Source organism: Robiginitalea sp. (genome assembly GCF_982776155.1).
Genome location: NZ_CEXZKX010000003.1, coordinates 201,237 through 224,007 on the forward strand (window position 1 = coordinate 201,237; position 22,771 = coordinate 224,007).

At 57.3% G+C, this 22,771-nt stretch carries 16 protein-coding genes and 1 riboswitch; of the genes, 13 read left to right on the top strand and 3 right to left on the bottom strand.

What is annotated here, in order from left to right; translation table 11 throughout:
* Positions 1-51: 51 nt before the first annotated feature.
* Complete coding sequence (locus AC3DKS_RS06660; protein WP_015755834.1) at positions 52-1,020, bottom strand: electron transfer flavoprotein subunit alpha/FixB family protein; 969 nt, start codon at positions 1,018-1,020, stop codon at positions 52-54.
* 56 nt (positions 1,021-1,076) lie between these two features.
* Positions 1,077-1,823 carry an electron transfer flavoprotein subunit beta/FixA family protein gene (locus tag AC3DKS_RS06665; RefSeq protein ID WP_015755833.1) on the bottom strand — a complete coding sequence of 249 codons (747 nt, stop codon included), beginning with the start codon at positions 1,821-1,823 and terminating at the stop codon, positions 1,077-1,079.
* A 183-nt stretch (positions 1,824-2,006) separates the two neighbouring features.
* Between AC3DKS_RS06665 and AC3DKS_RS06670 the strand changes: the two genes are divergently transcribed.
* From AC3DKS_RS06670 to AC3DKS_RS06695, 6 genes are all read left to right on the top strand, one after another.
* Entirely contained in the window at positions 2,007-2,984 is a 978-nt protein-coding gene (locus tag AC3DKS_RS06670) for a pyruvate dehydrogenase complex E1 component subunit beta (RefSeq protein WP_041327942.1), read from the top strand.
* Positions 2,985-3,124: 140 nt separating this feature from the next.
* Complete coding sequence (locus AC3DKS_RS06675) at positions 3,125-5,629, top strand: DUF5686 and carboxypeptidase-like regulatory domain-containing protein (RefSeq protein WP_272607551.1); 2,505 nt, start codon at positions 3,125-3,127, stop codon at positions 5,627-5,629.
* A gap of 115 nt (positions 5,630-5,744) precedes the next feature.
* Positions 5,745-6,272: an inorganic diphosphatase gene (locus tag AC3DKS_RS06680; RefSeq protein ID WP_015755830.1), complete on the top strand. Its 528-nt coding sequence runs from the start codon at positions 5,745-5,747 to the stop codon at positions 6,270-6,272.
* Positions 6,273-6,423: 151 nt separating this feature from the next.
* Positions 6,424-8,820: a sodium-translocating pyrophosphatase gene (locus tag AC3DKS_RS06685; RefSeq protein ID WP_015755829.1), complete on the top strand. Its 2,397-nt coding sequence runs from the start codon at positions 6,424-6,426 to the stop codon at positions 8,818-8,820.
* Between the two features lie 139 nt (positions 8,821-8,959).
* On the top strand, positions 8,960-10,225 hold the full coding sequence (locus AC3DKS_RS06690; RefSeq protein WP_474731604.1) for an MgtC/SapB family protein: 1,266 nt from the start codon (positions 8,960-8,962) through the stop codon (positions 10,223-10,225).
* Position 10,226: 1 nt separating this feature from the next.
* On the top strand, positions 10,227-11,228 hold the full coding sequence (locus tag AC3DKS_RS06695) for an App1 family protein phosphatidate phosphatase (RefSeq protein ID WP_474731603.1): 1,002 nt from the start codon (positions 10,227-10,229) through the stop codon (positions 11,226-11,228).
* A 148-nt stretch (positions 11,229-11,376) separates the two neighbouring features.
* Here AC3DKS_RS06695 and AC3DKS_RS06700 read toward each other — a convergent pair whose 3' ends face one another.
* Positions 11,377-11,991 (bottom strand): deoxynucleoside kinase, encoded by a 615-nt coding sequence (locus tag AC3DKS_RS06700; protein ID WP_041327941.1) that lies wholly within the window; start codon positions 11,989-11,991, stop codon positions 11,377-11,379.
* Between the two features lie 312 nt (positions 11,992-12,303).
* Here AC3DKS_RS06700 and metK point away from each other — a divergent pair, with 312 nt between their 5' ends.
* From metK to cobA, 7 genes are all read left to right on the top strand, one after another.
* Positions 12,304-13,560 carry a methionine adenosyltransferase gene (metK, locus tag AC3DKS_RS06705; protein ID WP_272607548.1) on the top strand — a complete coding sequence of 419 codons (1,257 nt, stop codon included), beginning with the start codon at positions 12,304-12,306 and terminating at the stop codon, positions 13,558-13,560.
* 133 nt (positions 13,561-13,693) lie between these two features.
* Positions 13,694-13,828, top strand: a riboswitch (SAM riboswitch).
* Positions 13,829-13,939: 111 nt separating this feature from the next.
* Entirely contained in the window at positions 13,940-17,344 is a 3,405-nt protein-coding gene (thrA, locus tag AC3DKS_RS06710) for a bifunctional aspartate kinase/homoserine dehydrogenase I (protein ID WP_272607547.1), read from the top strand.
* Between the two features lie 51 nt (positions 17,345-17,395).
* Positions 17,396-18,574: a trans-sulfuration enzyme family protein gene (locus tag AC3DKS_RS06715; RefSeq protein ID WP_041327939.1), complete on the top strand. Its 1,179-nt coding sequence runs from the start codon at positions 17,396-17,398 to the stop codon at positions 18,572-18,574.
* Between the two features lie 33 nt (positions 18,575-18,607).
* A complete protein-coding gene (locus tag AC3DKS_RS06720; RefSeq protein WP_015755822.1) occupies positions 18,608-19,015 on the top strand; it encodes an RrF2 family transcriptional regulator in 408 nt (135 codons plus the stop codon).
* 175 nt (positions 19,016-19,190) lie between these two features.
* The gene (locus AC3DKS_RS06725) at positions 19,191-19,814 is read left to right on the top strand and encodes a phosphoadenosine phosphosulfate reductase domain-containing protein (RefSeq protein ID WP_015755821.1); all 624 of its coding nucleotides are present in this window, start codon (positions 19,191-19,193) and stop codon (positions 19,812-19,814) included.
* Positions 19,815-19,885: 71 nt separating this feature from the next.
* Positions 19,886-21,979: a HEPN domain-containing protein gene (locus tag AC3DKS_RS06730; RefSeq protein ID WP_272607546.1), complete on the top strand. Its 2,094-nt coding sequence runs from the start codon at positions 19,886-19,888 to the stop codon at positions 21,977-21,979.
* The gene (cobA, locus tag AC3DKS_RS06735) at positions 21,969-22,769 is read left to right on the top strand and encodes a uroporphyrinogen-III C-methyltransferase (RefSeq protein WP_272607545.1); all 801 of its coding nucleotides are present in this window, start codon (positions 21,969-21,971) and stop codon (positions 22,767-22,769) included. The genes AC3DKS_RS06730 and cobA overlap by 11 nt, the downstream gene beginning before the upstream one ends.
* Positions 22,770-22,771: the final 2 nt, after the last annotated feature.

Here is a 22,771-nt window from a genome sequence, read left to right on the forward strand (position 1 = left end):
AACAGGGACGGGTTATTTAACAGCCCTATTAAAGGGACAAATTAACAAAAATTAGGCGTTTTCGGCCTTAAACTCCTTTAATTTTTCGATGAGTTCCGGGACGACTTCAAAGGCGTCGCCAACCACTCCGTAATCGGCGGCCTTAAAGAAGGGCGCCTCCGGATCGTTGTTGATAACCACCTTGACTTTCGAAGCGTTCACCCCGGCGAGGTGCTGGATGGCCCCGGAGATCCCGATGGCGATGTAGAGGTTGCTGGCCACGGGCTTCCCCGTCTGGCCGACGTGTTCGCTGTGGGGCCGCCATCCCATGTCGGAAACCGGTTTGGAACAGGCGGTAGCCGCCCCGAGAACCTCTGCCAGTTCTTCTACCATCCCCCAGTTTTCAGGGCCTTTCAGGCCGCGGCCGCCGGAGACGACAATTTCCGCATCGGCAATGGCGATCTTGTCGGTGGCCTTGTCCACGGAAACCGATTTTGTGCTGAACAGGGAATCGGGGAGTTCCGGGGAAAAGGCTTCCGCGGTGGCGTCCCCGTTTTTTTCCACGGCCCCAAATGCGTTGTTGGACACCCCGATGATTCCCAGGGTGCCGTCTAGCTGGGTATGAGCAAAGCCCTTGTTGCTGAATACAGTCCTGCGGACCACGATCGGGTCCGTCTGCTCGGGCAGGCCCACGACGTTCGGGGCGTATCCCGCCTTGAGGACCCCGGCCAGTATAGGAGCCATAAACCTGGCATCCGCGCTGGAACTGACCACGATTACGGTTGCCCCGGCCTGGGAGGCCGCTTGTTTTACTACGGCCGCCGCCGCCCGGGCATTAAAAGTTTCCAGACGGGGTTCGCTGACTTCGAGCACCCGGGAAATGCCGTAGGTGCCCAGCGCCCCGGGGTCCGATGGGTTGATGGCAACTGCCACGGCCTCGGTACCGAGTTTTTCGGCCAGGGCCGCGGCGTAGCTGGCCACTTCCCAGGCATTCTTTTTGAATTTACCTTTATCTGTTTCTGTATATACGAGTACTGACATGTCCGAATGTTTTTGGTTGAGCGAGCGTGCCCGTAACGGGCCGCTGCAGCAGCAGTTTAAATGACTTTGGCTTCCTTGTGGAGCAGATCTACGAGTTTGTCAAGCTCGCCCGGGTCCACGAGTTTTACATCGCCTTTCGGCGCTGGTTTTTCGAAGCGTTTGTCCTCGGTTCCCGGTTGCATGTCCACGGGGGAAACCACGCTGAGTTTTTTCTGACGCGCCATCATGATCCCCCGCATATTCGGGATCCGCAAGTCGCTCTCTTCCACAAGGCCCTTTTGGCCGCCGATAATCAGCGGCAGGCTGGTTTCCAGGGTTTCCTTTCCGCCGTCGATTTCCCGTACGGCCGTGGCTTTGGTACCGTCGAGCTCCAGCCCGATGCAGTTATTGACGAAGTTCATATCGAGCAGGGCGGAGATCATCCCGGGGACCATGCCACCGTTGTAGTCGATGGACTCCCTCCCGGCAATCACCAGGTCGTACCCCCCGTTTTTGATCACCTCGGCCAGCTGCCGGGCCACAAATAAGCCGTCTTTCGGCTCCGCGTCGATGCGAATGGCCTCATCGGCCCCGATAGCCAGTGCCTTCCGCATGGTAGGTTCCACAGCGGCCGTCCCGACGGTGGCTACATGCAGGGTTGCGCCCTGCTTCTCCTTAAGCCACATGGCCCGCGTCAGCCCGAATTCGTCGTTCGGGTTGATGACGAACTGCACGCCGGTGGTATCAAAAGCAGTCTGGTCTGCCGTGAAATTGATTTTAGAGGTAGTATCGGGCACATTGCTGATACAAACTAATAGCTTCATATTTTCAATAGCTTTAGGATTGAAAGTGGCTGCTAAGATAGCCAATATATTTCAGAAATACTATGCATGCATAGTAAAAATTTCCTGATTTTTTGAAGTCGCCGCCCCGTATTTTGCGCGATATTTTTCTATTTTTGTGGGCATTTTGTTACCGAATTGCGAACCAGCGAACACCCAGATAACATGAAGACACTACAATTTAGAGAAGCCATTGCCGAAGCCATGTCCGAAGAGATGCGGCGAGACGAATCCATTTACCTGATGGGCGAGGAGGTGGCCGAGTACAACGGGGCATACAAGGCTTCCAAGGGCATGCTGGACGAATTCGGTCCCAAGCGCGTGATTGACACCCCCATTTCCGAGCTTGGTTTTGCCGGTATCGGCGTGGGATCTGCCATGAACGGCAACCGGCCGATCATTGAATTCATGACGTTTAACTTTGCCCTGGTCGGTATTGACCAGATCATCAACAACGCCGCAAAAATGCGGCAGATGTCCGCCGGCCAATTCAATATCCCCATCGTTTTCCGGGGCCCGACCGCTTCCGCCGGCCAATTGGCGGCCACGCACTCCCAGGCGTTTGAAAGCTGGTACGCCAACTGCCCGGGGCTTAAAGTGGTGGTGCCTTCCAATCCGAAGGACGCCAAGGGGCTGCTTAAAGCCTCCATCCGGGACGACGACCCGGTAATCTTTATGGAATCCGAACAGATGTACGGGGACAAAGGGGAAGTCCCGGAAGGGGAATACACGATTCCGATCGGGGTGGCGGAGATTAAACGGGAAGGAACCGACGTCACCATCGTTTCCTTCGGAAAGATTATCAAAGAGGCCTACGCAGCGGCAGAAAAGCTGGATTCCGAAGGGATATCCTGTGAAATCATCGACCTGCGGACCGTCCGGCCGATGGACCATGAAACCATCCTGGAATCGGTCAAAAAAACAAACCGCCTGGTGATCCTGGAAGAGGCCTGGCCCTTCGGAAATGTGGCTACCGAGATCACCTACCAGGTACAGCAAAAGGCATTCGATTACCTGGACGCCCCCATCATCAAACTGAATACCGCGGACACCCCGGCACCCTATTCGCCGGTCCTGCTGCAGGAATGGCTGCCCAACAGCGAGGACGTAATCGCCGCTGTTAAGAAAGTGTTATATAAGTAATCGGCACCGCTTGCTGCCGTATATTAGCCCCGCCGGAAAGGTCCGGAGGGGCTGCTGACAGGTTATGGCCCGGCGCGCCTGCACCACCCTCATCTCCCCGGACCCTGCCGGAAACCTCATGCCCATTCGAATTCCGACGCATGTCCGTACGCCGCTATCTGTTCCCAATCCTGTTGCTGTTCGCCTGCCAGGTGCTTTGGCCCCAAACCAAGGCCGGGGGGCTGGTGGTAGATGCATCCGGAGACCCGGTGGCGTTTGCCAATATCCTGTTTGCGGGCTCGTCCGAAGGCACCATTACCAATGACGACGGCAGGTTTTACCTGGAGTCTGAGGCCGTCTGGGATACGCTGGTGGTTTCCTACATCGGGTATGCCACGCGGCGGATCGTTCTGGAGCAGCGGGTCAATACGGGCCTGCGGATTGAGATGGAGGAATCCGGGGAGGAGCTGGACGAAGTGGTGGTTTACATGGGCCGGCAACCCAAAAAAGACAATCCGGCCATCGACATCCTGCGGAAAATCTGGGAGAAAAAGCGCCGCAACGGCGTGAAGCTTTTTGACCAGTACGCCTACGACACCTACGAGAAGATTGAGTTTGACCTGAATACCATCGACAGCAGCCTGATGGAGAGCCGCGTATTCCGGGGGCTGGAATTTATTTTTGAAGACCTGGATACCTCCCGGATCACCGGGAAGACCTACCTGCCGATATTCCTGAACGAGAAGTTCTCCCGGGTCTACGGGGACAACCGGATCGGGGAGGAGCGCACAGACGTGCTGGGCAACAAAAATTCCGGGTTCAGCAACAACCAGGCAATCATCGCCTTTGTACAGGACCTCTATTCGGAATACGACATCTACGACAACTACCTGAAGTTTTTCGACAAGAGTTTTACCAGCCCGCTTTCAACCACGGGGGTGGACACCTATAATTATGTCCTGGCGGATTCTGCCTTCCTGGGAGACAAGTGGTGCTACAACATCATCTATTACCCGCGGCGGAAAAACGAACTGACTTTCAAGGGGGATTTCTGGGTAAATGACACCACCTACGCGGTTGCCAGGATCAACCTGGCCGTGACGCGGAGTGCAAATATCAACTGGGTCAAGGAAATTTACATCGAACAGGAATTCGACGTGCTTTCGGACTCGGTTTTCCTGCTCAAAAGGGATTACATGCTCAGCGATTTTGCGCTGAACAAAAAGGAGGAATCCCGGGGGGTCTACGGCAAGCGCACCACCGTTTACGACAACTATGTCTTTAATCGTCCCAGGGGGCGGGCATTCTACAAGGGGGAATCCGACCCTTTCGACCCTCGGGTGTTCAACCGGGACGACGCTTTCTGGTCCGCCAACCGGCTGGAAGCACTCAACAAGGACGAACGGGGGATCTACACCTTGCTGGACACGCTGCGGACGGTGCCGAAATTCAATACCTATTACAACCTGGTCAGCATCCTGGGTTCCGGTTACGTGGAGATCGACAAATGGAACCTGGACCTGGGAAACATCTACAGCGTTTTCGGGTACAACGATGCAGAGGGCGTCCGCCTGAGGGGTGGGGCGCGGACCTATTTCGGGCAGAACGACCCCTGGCGCCTGGAGGGGTATATGGCCTATGGCTTCCTGGACAAAAAAGTCAAGTACGGGATCTCGGGTAAATGGTTGCTGGACCGCAAAACCCGGCTGATACTCTCGGGGGGCAACCGCCGCGACATCGAGCAACTCGGGCTGAGCCTGACCGCCACCAACGACGTGCTCGGTCGTAGCGTGGCTTCCTCGGCCGTATTTACCGTGGGGAATAACAACCGGTTGACAAACATCAACCTGTCTACCCTGGCGGTGGATATAGAACCCCTGGAGAATTTCAGGATCCGGTTCGGGGGATCGATGCGCACGCTCCGGTCTGCCCTGCCGGATGTTTTCAGCCTGGACTACCTGGATCCGGAGGCCCCGGGGGGCGTCGCCTCGGAGGTCAGGCAATTCGACCTGACCACCACGCTCATCTACACCCCGGGGAAGGAAACCATTGGCTACGGCGTGGAACGTCGGGATGTGAACGACACCTACAGCACGCTTTTGCTGCATTATACCCAGGGGTTGCAGGGATTTTTGGAAAGCGATTTCGACTACCGCAAGGTGCAATTCTCCTATTCCCAGCCCTGGCAGGTGGGCGGCATGGGGAGGTTGTTGAGCACCGTGGAGGTCGGGAAGACCTTTGGGGAGGTCCCCCTGGTGATGCTCAACGTGGTACCCGGGAACCAGACGCTGTTTTCCATCTACAATACCTTCCCGAACCTGGATTTTTACGAATTCGTTACGGACACCTACGCTTCCCTCCACCTGGAGCACAACTTCAACGGCCGACTGTTTTCGCGCATCCCGATGCTGCGCGACTGGAACCTGCGGGAAATTGTCGGGCTCCGCGGGGTCTGGGGGCAGCTTTCCGAGGCCAACCAGCTCCTCAACAGCCCGGCCAACATCCCCCTGCAGGCCCCGGATGACTCTATCTACTGGGAGTACAGCGTGGGGGTGGGCAACATCTTCAAGATCTTCCGGATCGATTTCAATTTCCGGGGGAACTACCTGGATAATCCGGATGCCCGGGCTTTCAGCGTTACCGGCGCCTTTGGCTTCCATTTCTGATTTCCGGACGGCAAACGGCTGTTTTTTCGTAGTTTTGCAGCCCGGGGCGAATCCCGGATAACCGGGTGGTGCCAACCGCCGGTGCGGGAGCCGCCACCGCCTACAATCTCTGCCTATGACAAACAATGATGAGGTTACTTTTGACGTACTGATCGAAATCCCCAAAGGGAGCCGGAATAAGTACGAATACGATTTTACCCTGAACAAAATCCGCTTTGACCGCACGCTTTTTTCTTCCATGATGTACCCCGGGGATTACGGGTTTGTGCCCGAGACGCTGGCGCTGGACCAGGACCCCCTGGATGTATTGGTGCTGACCACGGAACCCGCCTACCCGATGGTGGTCATGAAGGTGCGCCCTATCGGGGTGTTCCACATGACAGACGAAAAAGGGCCGGACGAGAAGCTGATCTGCGTGCCCCTGAACGACCCGATCTGGAGCCTGAAGGGGGATATCAGCGATTTGAATCCCCACCGGCTGAAGGAAATCGAGCATTTTTTCCAGGTATACAAGGATCTCGAGGAGAAGAAAGTGGATACCGGTGGCTGGGGCAATGCGGAAGAAGCCCGGGAAATCTACCGCAGTTGCGTCCGGCGCTATGAGGACAGCGAATACAAAACCATCCGGAAATTCATGATCTGACCGACGGCCCTGCGCACCGCAAAGCCCTTAATCCCGCATGGTTAAGGGCTTTTTTTATTGTCCGGTATTTTACTACATTTGCTCGCGCTTAAAATGTTAAAAAAAGTGCAACACTTTCAGATTACATTAACGAAACTATACTGACTACATTATGGAACAAATCGTGAAATTCTTACCAGCCTTCGGCGTCCTGGGGCTGCTCTTTGTCCTGGTGAAGAACGCCTGGGTATCCAAGCAGGAAGAAGGGGATGCCAAAATGGCCCGGATTGCCAAAAATATTGCCGACGGGGCCATGTCATTCCTGAAGGCGGAGTACAAAATCCTTTCGATTTTTGTCGCTGCCGTGGCGGTTCTGCTATTCTTTAAGGGGCAGAACGAAGCCGGTTCCAACGGCATGGTTGCCGTGTCCTTTATCGTCGGGGCCATTTGCTCCGCCCTTGCCGGGTTTATCGGGATGAAGGTTGCCACCAAGGCGAATGTACGCACCACGCATGCCGCCCGGACCTCCCTTGGGAAAGCCCTGGAAGTAGCTTTTGCAGGCGGATCCGTCATGGGGATGGGTGTCGTCGGGCTCGGCGTACTGGGCCTGAGCGGTTTGTTTATGATCTACAGTGCCCAGGGTTGGGGGATCGATGAGGTCCTTAACGTCCTCTCAGGATTCTCCCTCGGGGCTTCTTCCATTGCCCTGTTTGCCCGTGTGGGCGGGGGTATCTACACCAAGGCCGCCGATGTGGGGGCCGACCTGGTCGGGAAGGTGGAAGCCGGCATCCCGGAAGACCACCCGCTGAACCCCGCTACCATCGCCGACAACGTGGGCGATAACGTGGGGGACGTTGCCGGGATGGGGGCCGACCTGTTCGAGTCCTATGTGGGCTCCATCATCGGTACCATGGTACTGGGGGCTTCTTTTGTGGTACTCCCGGAGTTCCAGGGGGCATTTAACGGCCTGGGGGCCGTTTACCTGCCGCTGGCACTGGCCGGTGCCGGAATCGTCATGTCCATTATCGGGACCTTCTTTGTCCGTGTGAAGGACGGCGGTTCCCCGCACAAGGCCCTGAACATCGGGGAATTCGGATCGGCAGCCCTGATGCTGGTGGTTTCCTATTTCCTGATTGGCGCCATGCTTCCGGAAACATGGACTGAAGGCGGTCGGGAGTTTACTTCCATGGGCGTCTTTTTGGCGACAATCGCCGGCCTGGTGGCCGGTTTGCTGGTCGGGAAGGTCACCGAATACTACACGGGAACCGGGACCAAGCCGGTGAACGCCATCGTGCGGCAGTCCGAGACCGGGTCCGCCACGAATATCATCGCCGGCCTGGGCGTGGGGATGATGTCCACGGCTATCCCGATTTTACTGATCGCTGCCGCAATCCTGGTATCCCACTACTTTGCCGGGCTTTACGGGATTGCCATCGCAGCCGTTGGGATGCTGGCGAACACCGGGATCCAGTTGGCCGTTGACGCATATGGCCCGATTTCCGATAATGCCGGGGGGATTGCCGAAATGGCTGAACTGCCCGGGGAAGTGCGGGAGCGCACCGACAAACTGGACGCCGTGGGGAATACCACAGCTGCCATTGGGAAAGGATTTGCGATTGCTTCTGCCGCCCTTACGGCCCTGGCCCTTTTTGCCGCGTTCATGAAAACGGCAAAAGTGACGGCGATCGACGTTTCCCAGCCGGATATCATGGCCGGTCTCCTGGTGGGCGCCATGCTGCCCTTTGTGTTCTCGGCCCTGTCGATGAATGCCGTGGGGCGTGCCGCCATGTCGATGATCGAAGAGGTCCGCCGGCAGTTCCGGGATATCCCCGAGTTGAAGGCCGCCCTTGCCGTCATGCGCAAGTACGATGCGGATATCTCCAAGGCCTCTGCGGCCGACCGGAAGATATTTGACGAAGCCGACGGAAAGGCGGAATACGAGAAATGCGTGGAAATTTCTACCAAGGCCTCTATTAAAGAGATGGTACTTCCCGGGCTGCTGGCCATTGCTGTACCTGTCGCGATTGGCTTTATCGGGGGTGCGGAAATGCTCGGAGGCCTGCTTGCAGGGGTTACTTCCGCAGGCGTATTGATGGCCATCTTCCAATCCAATGCCGGGGGTGCCTGGGACAATGCCAAAAAGATGATCGAAGAGCAGGGCCGCAAAGGCACGGATGCCCACAAGGCAGCCGTGGTTGGGGATACCGTCGGGGATCCGTTCAAGGATACCTCGGGACCCTCCCTGAACATCCTGTTGAAGCTGATCTCTGTGGTGGCGCTGGTTATCGCCCCGAGTATCGCGCTGTCCTCGGACGGTCTGGCGGCTTATTCGGAAGGCAGCGAAGTCCAGAAGCAACTGCAGGTGCAGATGGATGAGAATGAGGACGGCACCGTTACGGCCTACGTGACTACCACCACCAGTGTAGACGGGGAAAAGACTGTTGAGGAGGTGACTTTCACCGGGACGGAGGAAGATGTAAAAGTCAGCCTGGAAAACTACACCGAGGCTGAAGCTTCAGTTGAAGTCCAAAAAGACGTGAAAAAAGTGAAAAAGGTGGTGGAGGAATAAAATGACCCCCCCCCCTGGGTCTTAAACCCTTTACCTGAAGAACGAACCCCGGCCGCAAGCCGGGGTTTTTTTGTGGCAGGCCCCGAATAATTCGGATCGCGTTTGCCCGTCAAGGCCGGCTGTGCTATCTTCATGGGCCATGGAGTACGAAGACCTGATCAACCTGGGCATTGCATTCGGACTGGGGATGCTCACCGGCTTGCAGCGGCAGCACGCCGACTCAAAGATGGCCGGGGTGCGTACTTTTACATTGATTGCCATGCTCGGGGTGCTGTCCGGAATGCTCAGCCGGGTGTATGACAGTCCGCTGATCATGCCGGCATTCGGCCTGGTGCTCGGGGGGTTGCTGATTACCGCGAACGTGATCAAGAACGGCCGCTCGGACACCCCGGACATCGGGCAGACCACGGAGGTGGCCGCCCTGCTGATGTTTGCCATCGGGGCCTACCTGGTCATGGGCGAACGGATGATCGCGGTGGTTACCGGGGGTGCCTTGGCAATTCTGCTCTACCTCAAGGACAAACTCCACGACTTTATCGAAGACCTGCAGGAAAAAGACCTGGCGGCCATCATGACATTTGCGGGGATTTCCCTGGTCATCCTGCCGTTGTTGCCCAACGAAACCTTCGGCCCCCTGGATGTGCTCAACCCGCGCAGCATTTGGCTGATGGTTACCCTGATTGTGGGCATCAGTGTTGTGGGATATTTTATCTACAAATTCATGGGTGCCAGGGCAGGCACCATCTCCGGGGGCATCCTGGGGGGGCTGATCAGCAGTACGGCCACTACGGTGAGTTATGCCCGGAAAACCAAGGAATCCGGCGCAGTACACATCATGGCGGCTTTTGTCATCGTGGCCGCTTCCGCGGTTGCCGTGATCCGGGTGCTGGTGGAAGTGGGGGTGGTTATCCCGCAACACCTGCCCGCAATGATCCTCCCATTGCTGGCCGAATTCCTGGTGCTCGTCGGAATCTGCGTCTGGATTTACCTGCGCATGAACCGGGACGATTCCGTGAAGTCCGTCCCGGAACCTAAAAATCCGGCCCAGTTCAAAAGCGCCCTGATATTTGGCCTGCTCTACGGCCTGATCCTGTTGGCAGTGGCATTTATCAAGCAGGAGTACGGGAACGAAGCCCTGTACGGCCTGGCGGTCATTAGCGGGCTCACGGACGTGGACGCCATTACGCTCTCCCTTTCGCAGCTCATGCGGCAGGATCGCCTGGAAATCTCCACGGGCTGGAAACTCATTTTGCTGGCATCCCTCTCCAACCTGGCTTTCAAGGGGGCCATGGCGGCCGTGCTGGGTACCCGGAAGCTGGGGCGTTGGATCGGTATCTCCTTTGGGTTGGGGATAGGGGCCGGCCTGCTGATTATCTGGCTCTGGCCGCAAAACTGGCATCTCTGATATGGGTTGGCTGGGGAGGAAAGACCCGCTGCAGATCGTGGCTTTCCAAAGCTACGGCACGAAAAACCGCCTGTATATCCGCGGACGGGCACTGGAGGATGAGACCATCGACCTGGCTCAGAAGGGGATCGTCAAACTCCTGCTGAACAGCTGGAAACGCTTTGAGACCGATGAAATCCGGCATACGCCATTGACCATCCGGCTCCCCGACGACCGCTGCTTTGAGGTGGAAACGGGTTCCGACGGGTATTACCTGCTGGACGAGCAGGTAGACGGACTCGGAGAACTGGTGAACCGGGAGGGCTGGGTACACTTTGAGATTTCGTTCCGCACCGAAAAGCTCTCCCGCCCGGTCCTGGGGGAAAACCGGTTTCCCGGGGCGCTGATGATCCCGGCCGTGGGCGCCCAATACGGGGTGATCACCGATATCGACGACACGATCCTGCACACCGGGGTAACGTCCTACCTGAAGTGGCAGGTTATTGCCAATACGCTATTCAAAGGGGTGGAAAGGCGCCTGCCGCTAAAGGGAGCCCCGGAACTCTACCACCGGCTGCACCGGGGTCGCGACGGCCAGAGTGCGAATCCCGTTTTTTATGTAAGCCACAGCCCCTGGAACCTGTATCGCTACCTGGAATTCTTCCTCAGCAATAACCGATTTCCAAAAGGTCCCATCCTCTTGCGGAGTATGGCCAGTTTCTGGAAGCGGAAGAAACAGGACGTGCCCCAGAAGCGGCACGAGATCGAGAATATTTTTAAAACCTACCCGGACATGCCGTTTATCCTGATAGGGGACAGCGGGGAGCGGGATGCGGATATCTACCTGGCCATTGCACGGCAGTTTCCGGGGCGGGTACTGGCCATCTACCTGCGCAGTGTGCGGCACACCAAAAGGATGCAGCGCGTCCGGGACCTGATTGCCGAAAACACGCATATTCCCATATTACTGGTGGACCAGTCCGAGGAGGTGATCCGCCATGGGGAGTCGATCGGCATTATTTAGAAAATGTACCCCGGCAAGCAGCGCGGCCAGCGGGAAGTTACGTCTTGCAAAACGCCCGGCGGCAAGTCCCGTCTTGCGGAACGACCAACGCGTAGTTACGCCTTGTGAAAGGGCCTGCGGGCAGATCCGGGCTCGTCGGGGGGCGGAACTAGAACAACCCGTGGATTTCCGCATCGATGCGGTTGATGACCTCCCCGAGGTGTTCCGGGTTGTCCACAAAGTTCAGTTTGTCGACATCGATAATCAGCAACTTGCCTTTTTCATAGCTGTGTACCCAGGCCTCGTAGCGTTCGTTGAGCCGGCTGAGGTAGTCGATGGAAATGGAATTTTCGTATTCCCGCCCCCGGTTGTGGATCTGGTTGACCAGGTTCGGGATGGAACTGCGCAGGTAGATCATCAGGTCCGGCGGCATCACCAGGGTTTCCATCAGTTCGAATAAACTCGTGTAATTCTGGAAATCCCGGTTGGTCATCAGCCCCATCGCATGCAGGTTCGGGGCAAAAATATGGGCGTCCTCGTAGATGGTCCGGTCCTGGATGACGTCCTTCCCGCTTTCGCGGATTCGCAGAATCTGCCGGTACCGGCTGTTGAGGAAGTAGATTTGCAGGTTGAAACTCCACCGCTCCATCTGGGTGTAAAAATCATCCAGGTAGGGGTTGTCCACCACATCTTCAAAATGCGCATCCCACTGATAGTGTTTGGAAAGCAATTTGGTTAGGGTGGTTTTCCCTGCGCCGATGTTGCCGGCAACCGCAATATGCATACGTTTGTTCTTTCGGTTGGTAACGTCTGAAAAGGGCACACAATATACGAAGTATCGCCGGACCCTGAAAGGATGGGGACGCGAATTCGGGGTGCTAAAAACCCGCTCCCGCCGGGTTTCAGATTCCGGCCAATTCATTACCTTTGCGCCATTGTTTTCCAGAGGACAGATTTGACTGATTGCAACCTCTGATCCGGAATTGTGCCGGACCACCAAAAATGCTAAAGCAGTTTGCTCCGCTCTCAGGGCGACAGCCAATGCGCTTTTTGCATCCCCGCGATCCGTCGGCTGTCTCGCATTAAAAACGCGCACATGCCCTATTTATTCACATCCGAATCCGTAAGCGAGGGACATCCCGATAAGGTCGCCGACCAGATCAGCGATGCGCTCCTCGATAATTTCCTCGCCTTTGACGCCGAGAGCAAGGTTGCCTGCGAAACCCTGGTGACCACCGGGCAGGTGGTCCTGGCCGGAGAGGTCAGGAGCCATACCTACGTAGACCTGCAACAGATTACCCGGGAGGTGATCAACGACATCGGCTACACCAAAGGCGCCTACCAGTTCAGCGGGGATTCCTGCGGGGTGATTTCCCTCATCCACGAGCAATCCCAGGAAATCAACCAGGGGGTGGACCGGGGGGATAAAAAACTTCAGGGTGCCGGGGACCAGGGCATGATGTTCGGGTATGCCACCCGGGAGACCGACAATTATATGCCCCTGGCGCTGGACATCGCCAACCGGATCCTTCAGGAGCTCGCCGCGCTTCGCCGGGAATCCGATGCGATTCCGTATCTGCGCCCGGATGCCAAGGCACAGGTAACCATCGAATACTCCGATGACGACCAGCCGCAGCGTATCGATACGATTGTCATCTCCACCCAGCACGACCCGTTTGACCCGGACGACGCCGCAATGCTGGCCCGGATCAAGAAGGACCTGCTGGAAATACTGATTCCCCGGGTAGTGGCCGGCCTGCCAGAACGGTTGCGGGGCCTGTTCGACGAGCGGATCAAATACCATATCAACCCGACGGGTAAATTTGTTATCGGCGGACCCCACGGGGATACGGGCCTCACGGGCCGTAAGATCATCGTGGATACCTACGGGGGCAAAGGTGCCCACGGAGGCGGTGCCTTCAGTGGCAAGGACCCGAGCAAGGTAGACCGAAGTGCGGCTTATGCGGCCCGCCATGCGGCCAAAAACCTGGTGGCAGCCGGGGTGGCCGACGAGATCCTCGTTCAGGTGAGCTATGCCATTGGGGTGGTGGAGCCAACCTCCATCAACGTAACGACCTACGGCACCTCCAGGGTCAATCTCACCGACGGGCAGATCGGGGCGAAAGTTGCCGAACTGTTCGATATGCGGCCCTTTGCCATTGAGGAAAGGCTGAAGCTGCGAAACCCCATCTACCTGGAGACCGCCGCCTACGGACACATGGGCAAAGAACCCCGCGTGGTTACCAAGGTGTTTGAATCCCCGTACAACGGGCGGGTGACCAAGGAGGTGGAACTCTTTACCTGGGAGAAGCTGGACGCCGTGGACGCGGTCAGGGAAGCCTTTGGCCTGTAGCCGGTGGTGTTGGCCCGGGCCAAAGGCATCGGGCTGGGACAAAAAGCTTTGCCCATTAAATTATTCGGCCCGAAATTGGGAATTTCCCTTGTGGCATCCCTATATTTGCCGAGACGTTCACATATATACTGACTCGTTATCAAGAAAGGTGGAGGGACTAGACCCAGTGAAGCCTTGGCAACCCTTCGCACAATCGAAGAAGGTGCTACATTCTAACCCGGACCGGGATCGGGGCCAGCTGGCTGCCGCGGTGCGGGGCAGATAACAACCGGGCGCTGCCCCGCTTCCATTTTCTTTTTAACGCCGACATTTAAAGCAATCCGTATTCCGGATGGGTGCCCAACGGACGCCCCGGACGGAACGGCCTTCAAATAAAACCATGGAAGCATCGCCATTGCAACATATCCAGTTAAACGCCTTTACCACCGAAAAAGGCGTTACCCAGCAGATCGAGCTGTCGTACCAGCTCTTCGGGAGGAAACTCCACACGGCCCCCGTTGTGCTGGTAAACCACGCCCTCACGGGAAATTCCAACGTCGCCGGGCCGGACGGCTGGTGGACGTCCCTGGTGGGCCCGGGCAAGTGCATCGACACGGAGACTTACACGGTACTCTGTTTTAATGTTCCCGGAAACGGCTATGACGGTTTCCTGATAGAGAATTACAAGGATTTTATCGCCGGGGACATTGCACGCATCTTCCTCCTGGGTCTGGAATACCTCGGCATCCACAAGCTCTTTGCCCTGATTGGCGGCTCCCTGGGGGGCGGGATTGCCTGGGAGATGGCAGCTCTGCGCCCGGATTTGGCAACCCACCTGATCCCGGTGGCTTCCGACTGGAAGTCGACAGACTGGCTCATCGCCAATTGCCAGATACAGGAGCAATTCCTGGTAAATTCCTCCCAACCCGTACACGATGCGCGGATGCACGCCATGCTCTGTTACCGGACCCCCGAGTCGTTTAAGCAGCGTTTTCGCCGGAGTACAAACGAGGAGTCCCGGTTGTTCAACGTCGAAAGCTGGCTGCTCCACCACGGCAAGAAGCTGCAGGAACGTTTTCAGCTGGCGGCTTACAAGCTCACCAACCAGCTCCTGAAGACCATCGATATTACAAGGGGTGGGGAAGAGGCCTTCCAGCGGCTCCAGCAAAGCGCCACGCATATCCATATCATCGGGGTGGATTCCGATTTGTTTTTTACGGCTGCCGAAAACAAGGAGACCTATAAACAGCTCGCCCAGGTCAATTCCAATGTCACCTACGGGGAAATCCATTCCGTGCACGGGCACGATGCCTTCCTGATAGAATTCGACCAGATGGAACAGCTGCTGCAGGACGTTTTCGGTGGCACCGGACAGCGTCCCCTGAAGGTGCTGAAGTTCGGCGGGAAATCCCTGGCCAACGGCGAGGGCATTGACCGCGTCCTGGATATCATTTCGGCACGCGTAGCGGAAAAGGAACGCGTAGCGGTGGTGTTGTCCGCACGGGAAAAGGCCACGGACCAGCTCGAAGAACTACTGGAACTGGCCGCGGACGGGAAGGATTACAGCGAGGCTTTCAGCCGTTTCGAAAACTATCAGCGGCACACGTTCTCCAATGTCGGTCTGGGGGATTCCTTTGAAGCAATTGCGAGGCTGCTGGAAGGGGTGCGCCTGTTGGGCGATTACAGCCCGAAGATCAAAGACCAGGTCCTGGCCCAGGGAGAGTTGCTGTCTGCCCGGCTGATAACCAAGCTGTTGATCGGCAGGGGCCTGAACGCCGTACTCGTAGATGCGCGTGAGCTGATCCGTACGGACTCGGGCTTCGGGAACGCCCAGGTACTGGACGAAGTATCCCGGGAAAACGTCAACCGCTTTTTCTCCGGGCTCCAGGCAGACACCGTGGCCGTCGTCACGGGGTTCATCGCATCCAACGCCCTGGGGGAGACCACCACGCTGGGCCGCAATGGGAGCAATTACACGGCTTCCCTGCTGGCCAACTACCTGAACGCATCCGAATTGCAGAATTACACCCATGTCAACGGAATCTACACGGCGAACCCGGACCTGGTCCCCGGCGCCCGGCGCATCGAACAGCTTTCCTATTCGGAGGCCAACGAACTGGCCAATTTCGGGGCGACGATCCTCCATGCCAAAACCATTATTCCGCTCCTGGAGAAGAATATCCCGTTGCGCATCCTAAATACCTTTGACGGGGACGGGGAGGGTACGCTGATCAGCGCCCGGTCCAGCCGGGACGGTATCCGCTCCCTTTCGGTCATCGAGCACGAGGCCCTGATCCACCTGGAGGGACGGGGGCTGCTCGGCAAGGTCGGCGTGGATGCCCGGATTTTCAAGGCGCTCGGACAGAGCGGGATCAATGTGGGGATTATCTCCCAGGGTTCCTCGGAACGGGGTATCGGTCTGGTGGTACGGGCGGATGCGGCGCAGCGCGCCAAGGCAGCGCTCGAAGCGGAGTTCGAGGAGGATTTTCGCAACCAGGACATCACCCGGATCCACATCACTTCGGACGTCTCGGTCATTTCTATCGTGGGGCAGGACCTGAGCACCTTCCACAAACCGTATAATGCGCTGATCCGCAACCAGGTGATCCCCTTGTTGTTCAACAATACAGTGACCGGCAAGAACGTCAGCCTGGTGGTCCGCAAAGCTGATACGCTCAAGGCGCTGAATGTGATGCACGGACAGATTTTCGGGATCAGCAAGAAGATCAACCTGGCGGTGTTCGGCGTGGGGACGGTTGGCAGCACGCTGATGCACCAGCTCCTCGCCTCGGCAGACAAGATCGAGGCGCGCAAAGGCATCCGCCTGAATGTCTTTGCGGTGGCCAACTCCACCCGGCTGTTGCTCGACGAGGCAGGCGTGGGAGCGGACTGGAGTTCCCGCTTGTCCAGCGCCCCGGAGGGTTACCAGCTTACGGAGCTGTTCGACTACGCCCGGTCGCACCACCTGGAGAACCTAGTTGCCGTGGACAATACGGCCAGCGAGGATTTTGTGGCCCGGTATTTCGATTTTGTGGAGAACGGGTTCGACCTGGTTTCCTCCAACAAGGTCGCCAATACGCTGGGATACGATTTCTACAGCCTCCTGAGGGAGGAGCTCGAATCCCATCAGAAGCAGTACCTGTACGAAACAAATGTCGGGGCCGGCCTGCCGCTGATCGACACCATACAGCTCCTGCATCTGTCCGGGGAGAACATTACGCGTATCCGCGGGGTGTTTTCCGGGTCGCTCAGTTATATTTTTAATACCTTTTCCCGGGGAGGAACCTCGTTTTCTGCCTGCGTTCAGGCAGCTTTGGACAAAGGATTTACCGAGCCGGACCCCCGGGAAGACCTCTCGGGCAACGATGTGGGGCGCAAACTCCTTATCCTCGCCCGCGAACTCGACCTGCAGAACGAATTCGGGGATGTATCCATCGAAAACCTGATTCCCAAAGAACTGCGGGGCGGGACCCGGGAGGAATTCCTGGAATCCCTGTCCCAACTCGATGATCACTTCGGGGCCATCCGCGACCGGCAGGAGGCGGGCCATGTACTTCGCTATGTGGGCGACCTGTCCGGCGACTTGCAGCAGGACAAGGGCAACCTGGAGGTGAAGCTGGTATCCGTGCCCGCCGACAGCCCGCTCGGCCAGGTAAAGGATGCGGATTCCCTGATAGAGATTTACACGGAATCCTACGGGAAACGACCCCTGGTGATCCAGGGGGCGGGTGCCGGTGCAGCCGTTACCGCCCGGGGCGTTTTCGGGGACATTCTTCGCATTGCCGAGAAGGGATTTGCAGATTAAAAAACACAGCGGCGCGGGAGCCCCGCCATGAAACCAAAAGAACACCAGGTCATGAAAAAGAGACATCAGCCAGAGACGGAAGCCATCCGTACGCAGATCAACCGGACGGAGTTCCTCGAACACTCCGCACCGCTTTACCTGTCTTCCAGCTTTGTATTTGAGGACGCCGAAGATATGCGGGCGTCTTTTGCCGAGGAAAAGGAGCGGACCATTTACTCCCGCTACTCAAACCCGAATACCTCCGAATGGATTGAGAAAGTTTGCAAGATGGAAGGGGCCGAAGACGGTTTTGCCTTTGCGTCCGGGATGGCCGCGGTATTTTCCACCTTTGCCGCCTTGCTCAACAGCGGCGACCACGTAGTGTCTTCCCGTTCCGTTTTCGGGTCTACCCACACGCTGTTTACGCAGGTTTTCCCCAAGTGGAATATCAGCCATTCCTACTTCCGCTACGACCGTCTGGAGGAGGCCGAGGCGCTCATCCGCCCGGAAACACGGATCCTCTATGCGGAATCGCCTACGAATCCCGGAGTGGATGTGCTGGACCTGGAGGCCCTCGGGCAACTGGCCCGTAAGCACAACCTGCTGCTTGTCATCGACAATTGTTTTGCCACGCCGTACCTCCAGCAGCCCATCCGGTTCGGGGCCGACCTGGTCATTCATTCCGGAACCAAGCTCATGGACGGTCAGGGGCGTGTGCTGGCGGGGATTACCGTGGGCAGCAGGGAACTGATAGACCGGGTATACAGGTTTTCCCGGATTACCGGCCCGGCGCTCTCACCGTTCAATGCCTGGCTCCTGTCCAAGAGCATGGAAACCCTTGCGGTACGGGTAGACCGCCATTGCGAGAATGCGCTGAAAATCGCCGAGTTCCTCTCGTCCCACCCCAAGGTGAACTGGGTGAAATACCCTTTTCTAAAGACCCACCCGCAATATGAACTGGCCAAGAAGCAAATGAAAGCAGGGGGGTGCGTAGTCGCCTTTGAGGTGCAGGGGGGGGTCGATGGCGGTAGGACATTCTTTGACCAGATCGAACTGCTTTCGCTCTCCGCCAACCTGGGGGATACCCGCAGCATCGTCACCCACCCGGCTTCCACCACCCACAGCAAACTGAGCCCGGAAGACCGCCTGGAATCCGGGATAACCGACGGGATGGTGCGAATATCCGTGGGCCTGGAACACCCGGATGATATCTGCGCCGACCTGGGGCAGGCCCTGGATGCCGTAAAATAGGGGAAGTAGGTCTATTTTGCCTATCTTGGTACTATGCTATCCAAGAAAACGAAATACGGGCTCAAGGCGCTCACCTACCTGGCTGCGCAGAAAGACAGGGAACCCGTTCAGATTGCCGAAATCGCCCGGCACGAGAATATTTCCCAGAAGTTCCTCGAAAGCATCCTCCTGACGCTTCGCAAAAACGGATTCCTGGGGTCCAAAAAGGGGAAGGGCGGAGGCTACTACCTGATCAAGGACCCGGGTGAAATCCGGATGACCAGCGTCATGCGGGTACTGGAAGGACCCATCGCCATGGTACCCTGCGTCAGCCTGAATTTTTATGAACCCTGCGACGATTGCCCGGACGAATCTGCCTGCTCGGTCCATAAGCTGATGCTCATGGTGCGCGACAGCGCCCTGGCCGTATACCGGAACCATACGCTGGCCGATTTTGTGTAGACCCGGGGAGCCGCTATGCCCGGGGTTGTCAATTTGGCAACATCCCCCCGAAAATTTTAAAAATCTATTAAAACTATAGGGTAATCATACATTTTATCAAATTTTAACGTTGAGGTTTGGAAAAGAAGTGTAGTTTTGAAATCAAATAGTCTAGTAAGTCAATAGATTTAATACTATGGTTATCTCCGAATCTCAGGTCCGACACCTGAACCAGCAACTGAAAGGCATTCCGCCGGAAGAAATTATTTCCTGGGCCCTGGACCGGGCAAAACGGCCGGTACTCACCACGAATTTCAGGCCGTATGAGGTCGCCATCCTGCATGCCGTAACGGATATCGACCGCCGCGTTCCGGTAATTTGGTGCGACACGGGCTACAATACCCCGCAGACCTACCGGCATGCCGAAGAACTCATTGTCAAACTCCAACTCGATATCCGGCTCTACGTTCCCAAACAGACGGCGGCCCATCGGGATGCCATTATGGGTATCCCCGATATCGAGGACCCCCGCCACGAATTGTTTACCGAACAGGTGAAGTTGGAACCCTTCCGGCGCGCCATGTCGGAACACCGCCCGGACGTGTGGTTCACGAACCTGAGGAAGGGGCAGACGGCACACCGGGACACCCTGGATATCCTGAGCCTGAGCAAGGACGGGATCCTCAAGGTAAGCCCGTTCTATTACTGGAACGACTCGCAGCTGGACGTCTACCTGGCATCCCGAGACCTGCCGAACGAGCATACGTATTTTGACCCGACCAAGGTGCTCGAGAATCGGGAGTGCGGGCTGCACACCTGATTTTGCCTGTTCGTACCTGCCCGGCAGGAATGCGTCTAATAAACTATAAAAACCATAGGAATAATAGATATATGAAAAGCTTTCGCACAGAATTGGAGAACCCGGTGGTTGAGAAGGATATTGTTGAACTGGAACGGAAGATCCGGCAGTTCCGCGAAGGCGAGCTCAATGAGGAGAAGTTCCGAAGCCTCCGGCTGGCCCGCGGCGTTTACGGCCAACGGCAACCCGGGGTGCAGATGGTACGGATCAAACTCCCCTACGGAAAAGTGACTGCGCGGCAACTGCACCGCATTGCCGATGTTTCCGACACCTATTCTACCGGGATCCTCCATATTACCACACGACAGGACATCCAGATCCACTATGTGGACCTGGACCGAACCCCCGAACTGTGGGCGGAACTCGAAAGGGATGCCGTCACGCTTCGGGAAGCATGCGGGAATACGGTCCGCAATGTAACGGCCAGTGAGACCGCGGGGATCGACCCCGGGGAACCTTTCGACGTATCCCCCTATGCGCAGGCGCTTTTCGAATATTTCCTGAGGAACCCGGTAGGGCAGGAGATGGGTCGGAAATTCAAGGTTTCTTTTTCCGCATCGGATGCGGACACCGGGCTTTCCTATATGCACGATCTCGGGTTTATCGCCCGGGTGGAAGCCGGCCGGCGGGGATTCAAAGTCCTGGTTGGGGGCGGCCTGGGTGCCCAGCCGCGCCATGCGGACGTGCTGTACGAATTCCTGCCCCAGGAACAGATTATCCCGTTAATGGAGCGGGTTCTCCGGGTCTTTGACCGGTATGGGGAACGGAAAAGCCGGGCCAAGGCCCGGATGAAATTCCTCATCAGGGATATTGGCCTGGACCGGTTCCGGGAGCTGTTGGCCGAGGAAACCCCCGGGATTCCCGTCAGGGAATATCCCATCGACGCGGAGGCCTATCCGCAACCCCGGCCTGCTTCGACTCCCCCTGATATCCCGGTTCCTGCGGACACGGAGGCCTACCAGGCGTGGAAACGGACCAATACCATCCGGCAGAAGCAGGACGGGTATGTGGCGGTTGGGCTTCGGGTCTTCCTGGGGAATTTCACTACCCGGCAAGCGCGTCAATTGGCCGACCTGGTTGCCAGGTACGCCGCTTCGGAAATCCGGCTCAGCCTCCGCCAGAATATACTGATCCCATTTGTCCGGGAAGCCTGGTTGCCGTATTTCCACAATGAACTCGAAAAAATCGGCCTGGCCCAACCCGGGTACAATACGGCCGCGGACATTACGGCCTGCCCGGGTACGGATACCTGCAACCTGGGGATTGCCAGCAGTACGGGCATCGCGACGGAACTCGAAAGGGTAATTGCAGCGGAATACCCGGACTTTATCCACAACCCGGACGTGGTTATCAAAATCAGCGGGTGCATGAACGCCTGCGGGCAGCACAACATGGCTCATATCGGTTTCCAGGGCATGTCGGTTCGTACCCGCGACAAACGGGTGGCACCGGCCCTACAGGTATTGCTGGGAGGCGGCAACCGCGGCGGGGGTGAAGGGATTTTCGCCGACAAGGTGATCAAAATCCCGTCCAAGCGGGGTCCCCAGGCGCTGCGCATTATCCTGGACGATTACCTGGAAAACGGCGGCGGCCAACCCTACGATCGCTATTACCAGGAACAGGGGCAGCATTACTTTTACGACAAGCTCAAGCCGCTTTCCGATGTTTCCGACCTGACCCCGGAAGATTTTATCGATTGGGGCACTGATAAAAAGTACGAGAAGGCGATCGGCATAGGGGAATGTGCCGGGGTGGTCATCGACCTGATTTCCACCTTGCTGCTCGAAGCGGAAGAGAAATTGGAGGACGCGCAAAAGGCCCTGGAAGCGGGCAAATGGGCCGCTTCTATCTACTATGCCTACAGTGCGCAAATCCACGCAGCCAAGGCACTGCTCACTTCCGAGGACGTCGCGGTAAATTCCCATGCGGCCATCCTGAAAGATTTTGACACCCATTTTATCGACCAGCCGCGCGGATTCGGGAACGATTCGTTTCGACAGGCCGTATTGCGGATGAACCGCCATGCGCCGGACGCCGGCTTTGCAAGGGAATACCTGGAACAGGCGCGCAACTTCCTCTCCGAAGCTTCAGCCTTCCGACAAAAAGAACTCAGCCATGCGTCCTGAAGGTATATTAACGGTTATCGGCGCCGGGCCCGGCGACCCGGAACTCATTACGCTCAAGGCCCTGCGGGCCTTGGAACGGGCGGATGTTGTGCTCTACGATGCACTGGTGGCCAGGGAGTTGCTCGAATACGCCCGAGGGGCCGAATGCATCTTTGTCGGGAAGCGTAAAGGCTGCGTGGCTTATCGGCAACCCCAGATCAACGACCTGATCGTCGCCCGGGGCAATGGCGGCAAGCACGTGGTCCGTCTCAAAGGCGGTGACCCGTTTGTATTCGGACGCGGGGCCGAGGAAATGGCCCATGCAGCTGCCCACGGGATGGAAGTCGCCGTGATTCCGGGGATTTCCTCCGGCCTGGCCGTTCCCGCCAGCCAGCACATCCCGGTTACCCTCCGCGGTATTGCCGAGAGTTTCTGGGTTATAACAGGCACCACCCGGGAGCACGCGCTCAGTGAGGACGTAGCCCTGGCGGCCCGATCGTCGGCCACCGTGGTGATCCTCATGGGCATGTCCAAACTCCCTGAAATAACCGCGCTTTTCCGTGAGAACGGCAAGGGAGGGACCCCGGCAGCGGTCATCCAGGAAGGGACCACCCAGGGCGAACGGATTGCCCTGGGGACTGTGGATACCATTGCAGGGGAAGTCTCGCGCCTCGGGCTGACAAACCCGGCGATCATCCTGATCGGAGAAACCGTGCGCCACCGGGAAGGCACCTGGTCTGCGCGCGTCGAGCCCCGGCAGGTATCCCATCCGGTTAAAGCGGCATTTACGAACCCATTGGAAACCGCGTAATC

What these genes read in the sequence shown, in the direction of transcription:
- thrA (WP_272607547.1), top strand. Translation starts at nt 13,940, where the DNA reads ATGGAAGCATCGCCATTGCAACATATCCAGTTAAACGCCTTTACCACC.
- AC3DKS_RS06690 (WP_474731604.1), top strand. Translation starts at nt 8,960, where the DNA reads ATGGAGTACGAAGACCTGATCAACCTGGGCATTGCATTCGGACTGGGG.
- AC3DKS_RS06675 (WP_272607551.1), top strand. Translation starts at nt 3,125, where the DNA reads ATGTCCGTACGCCGCTATCTGTTCCCAATCCTGTTGCTGTTCGCCTGC.
- AC3DKS_RS06730 (WP_272607546.1), top strand. Translation starts at nt 19,886, where the DNA reads ATGAAAAGCTTTCGCACAGAATTGGAGAACCCGGTGGTTGAGAAGGAT.
- cobA (WP_272607545.1), top strand. Translation starts at nt 21,969, where the DNA reads ATGCGTCCTGAAGGTATATTAACGGTTATCGGCGCCGGGCCCGGCGAC.
- AC3DKS_RS06660 (WP_015755834.1), bottom strand. Translation starts at nt 1,020, where the DNA reads ATGTCAGTACTCGTATATACAGAAACAGATAAAGGTAAATTCAAAAAG.
- metK (WP_272607548.1), top strand. Translation starts at nt 12,304, where the DNA reads ATGCCCTATTTATTCACATCCGAATCCGTAAGCGAGGGACATCCCGAT.
- AC3DKS_RS06685 (WP_015755829.1), top strand. Translation starts at nt 6,424, where the DNA reads ATGGAACAAATCGTGAAATTCTTACCAGCCTTCGGCGTCCTGGGGCTG.
- AC3DKS_RS06725 (WP_015755821.1), top strand. Translation starts at nt 19,191, where the DNA reads ATGGTTATCTCCGAATCTCAGGTCCGACACCTGAACCAGCAACTGAAA.
- AC3DKS_RS06680 (WP_015755830.1), top strand. Translation starts at nt 5,745, where the DNA reads ATGACAAACAATGATGAGGTTACTTTTGACGTACTGATCGAAATCCCC.
- AC3DKS_RS06695 (WP_474731603.1), top strand. Translation starts at nt 10,227, where the DNA reads ATGGGTTGGCTGGGGAGGAAAGACCCGCTGCAGATCGTGGCTTTCCAA.
- AC3DKS_RS06720 (WP_015755822.1), top strand. Translation starts at nt 18,608, where the DNA reads ATGCTATCCAAGAAAACGAAATACGGGCTCAAGGCGCTCACCTACCTG.
- AC3DKS_RS06665 (WP_015755833.1), bottom strand. Translation starts at nt 1,823, where the DNA reads ATGAAGCTATTAGTTTGTATCAGCAATGTGCCCGATACTACCTCTAAA.
- AC3DKS_RS06715 (WP_041327939.1), top strand. Translation starts at nt 17,396, where the DNA reads ATGAAAAAGAGACATCAGCCAGAGACGGAAGCCATCCGTACGCAGATC.
- AC3DKS_RS06700 (WP_041327941.1), bottom strand. Translation starts at nt 11,991, where the DNA reads ATGCATATTGCGGTTGCCGGCAACATCGGCGCAGGGAAAACCACCCTA.
- AC3DKS_RS06670 (WP_041327942.1), top strand. Translation starts at nt 2,007, where the DNA reads ATGAAGACACTACAATTTAGAGAAGCCATTGCCGAAGCCATGTCCGAA.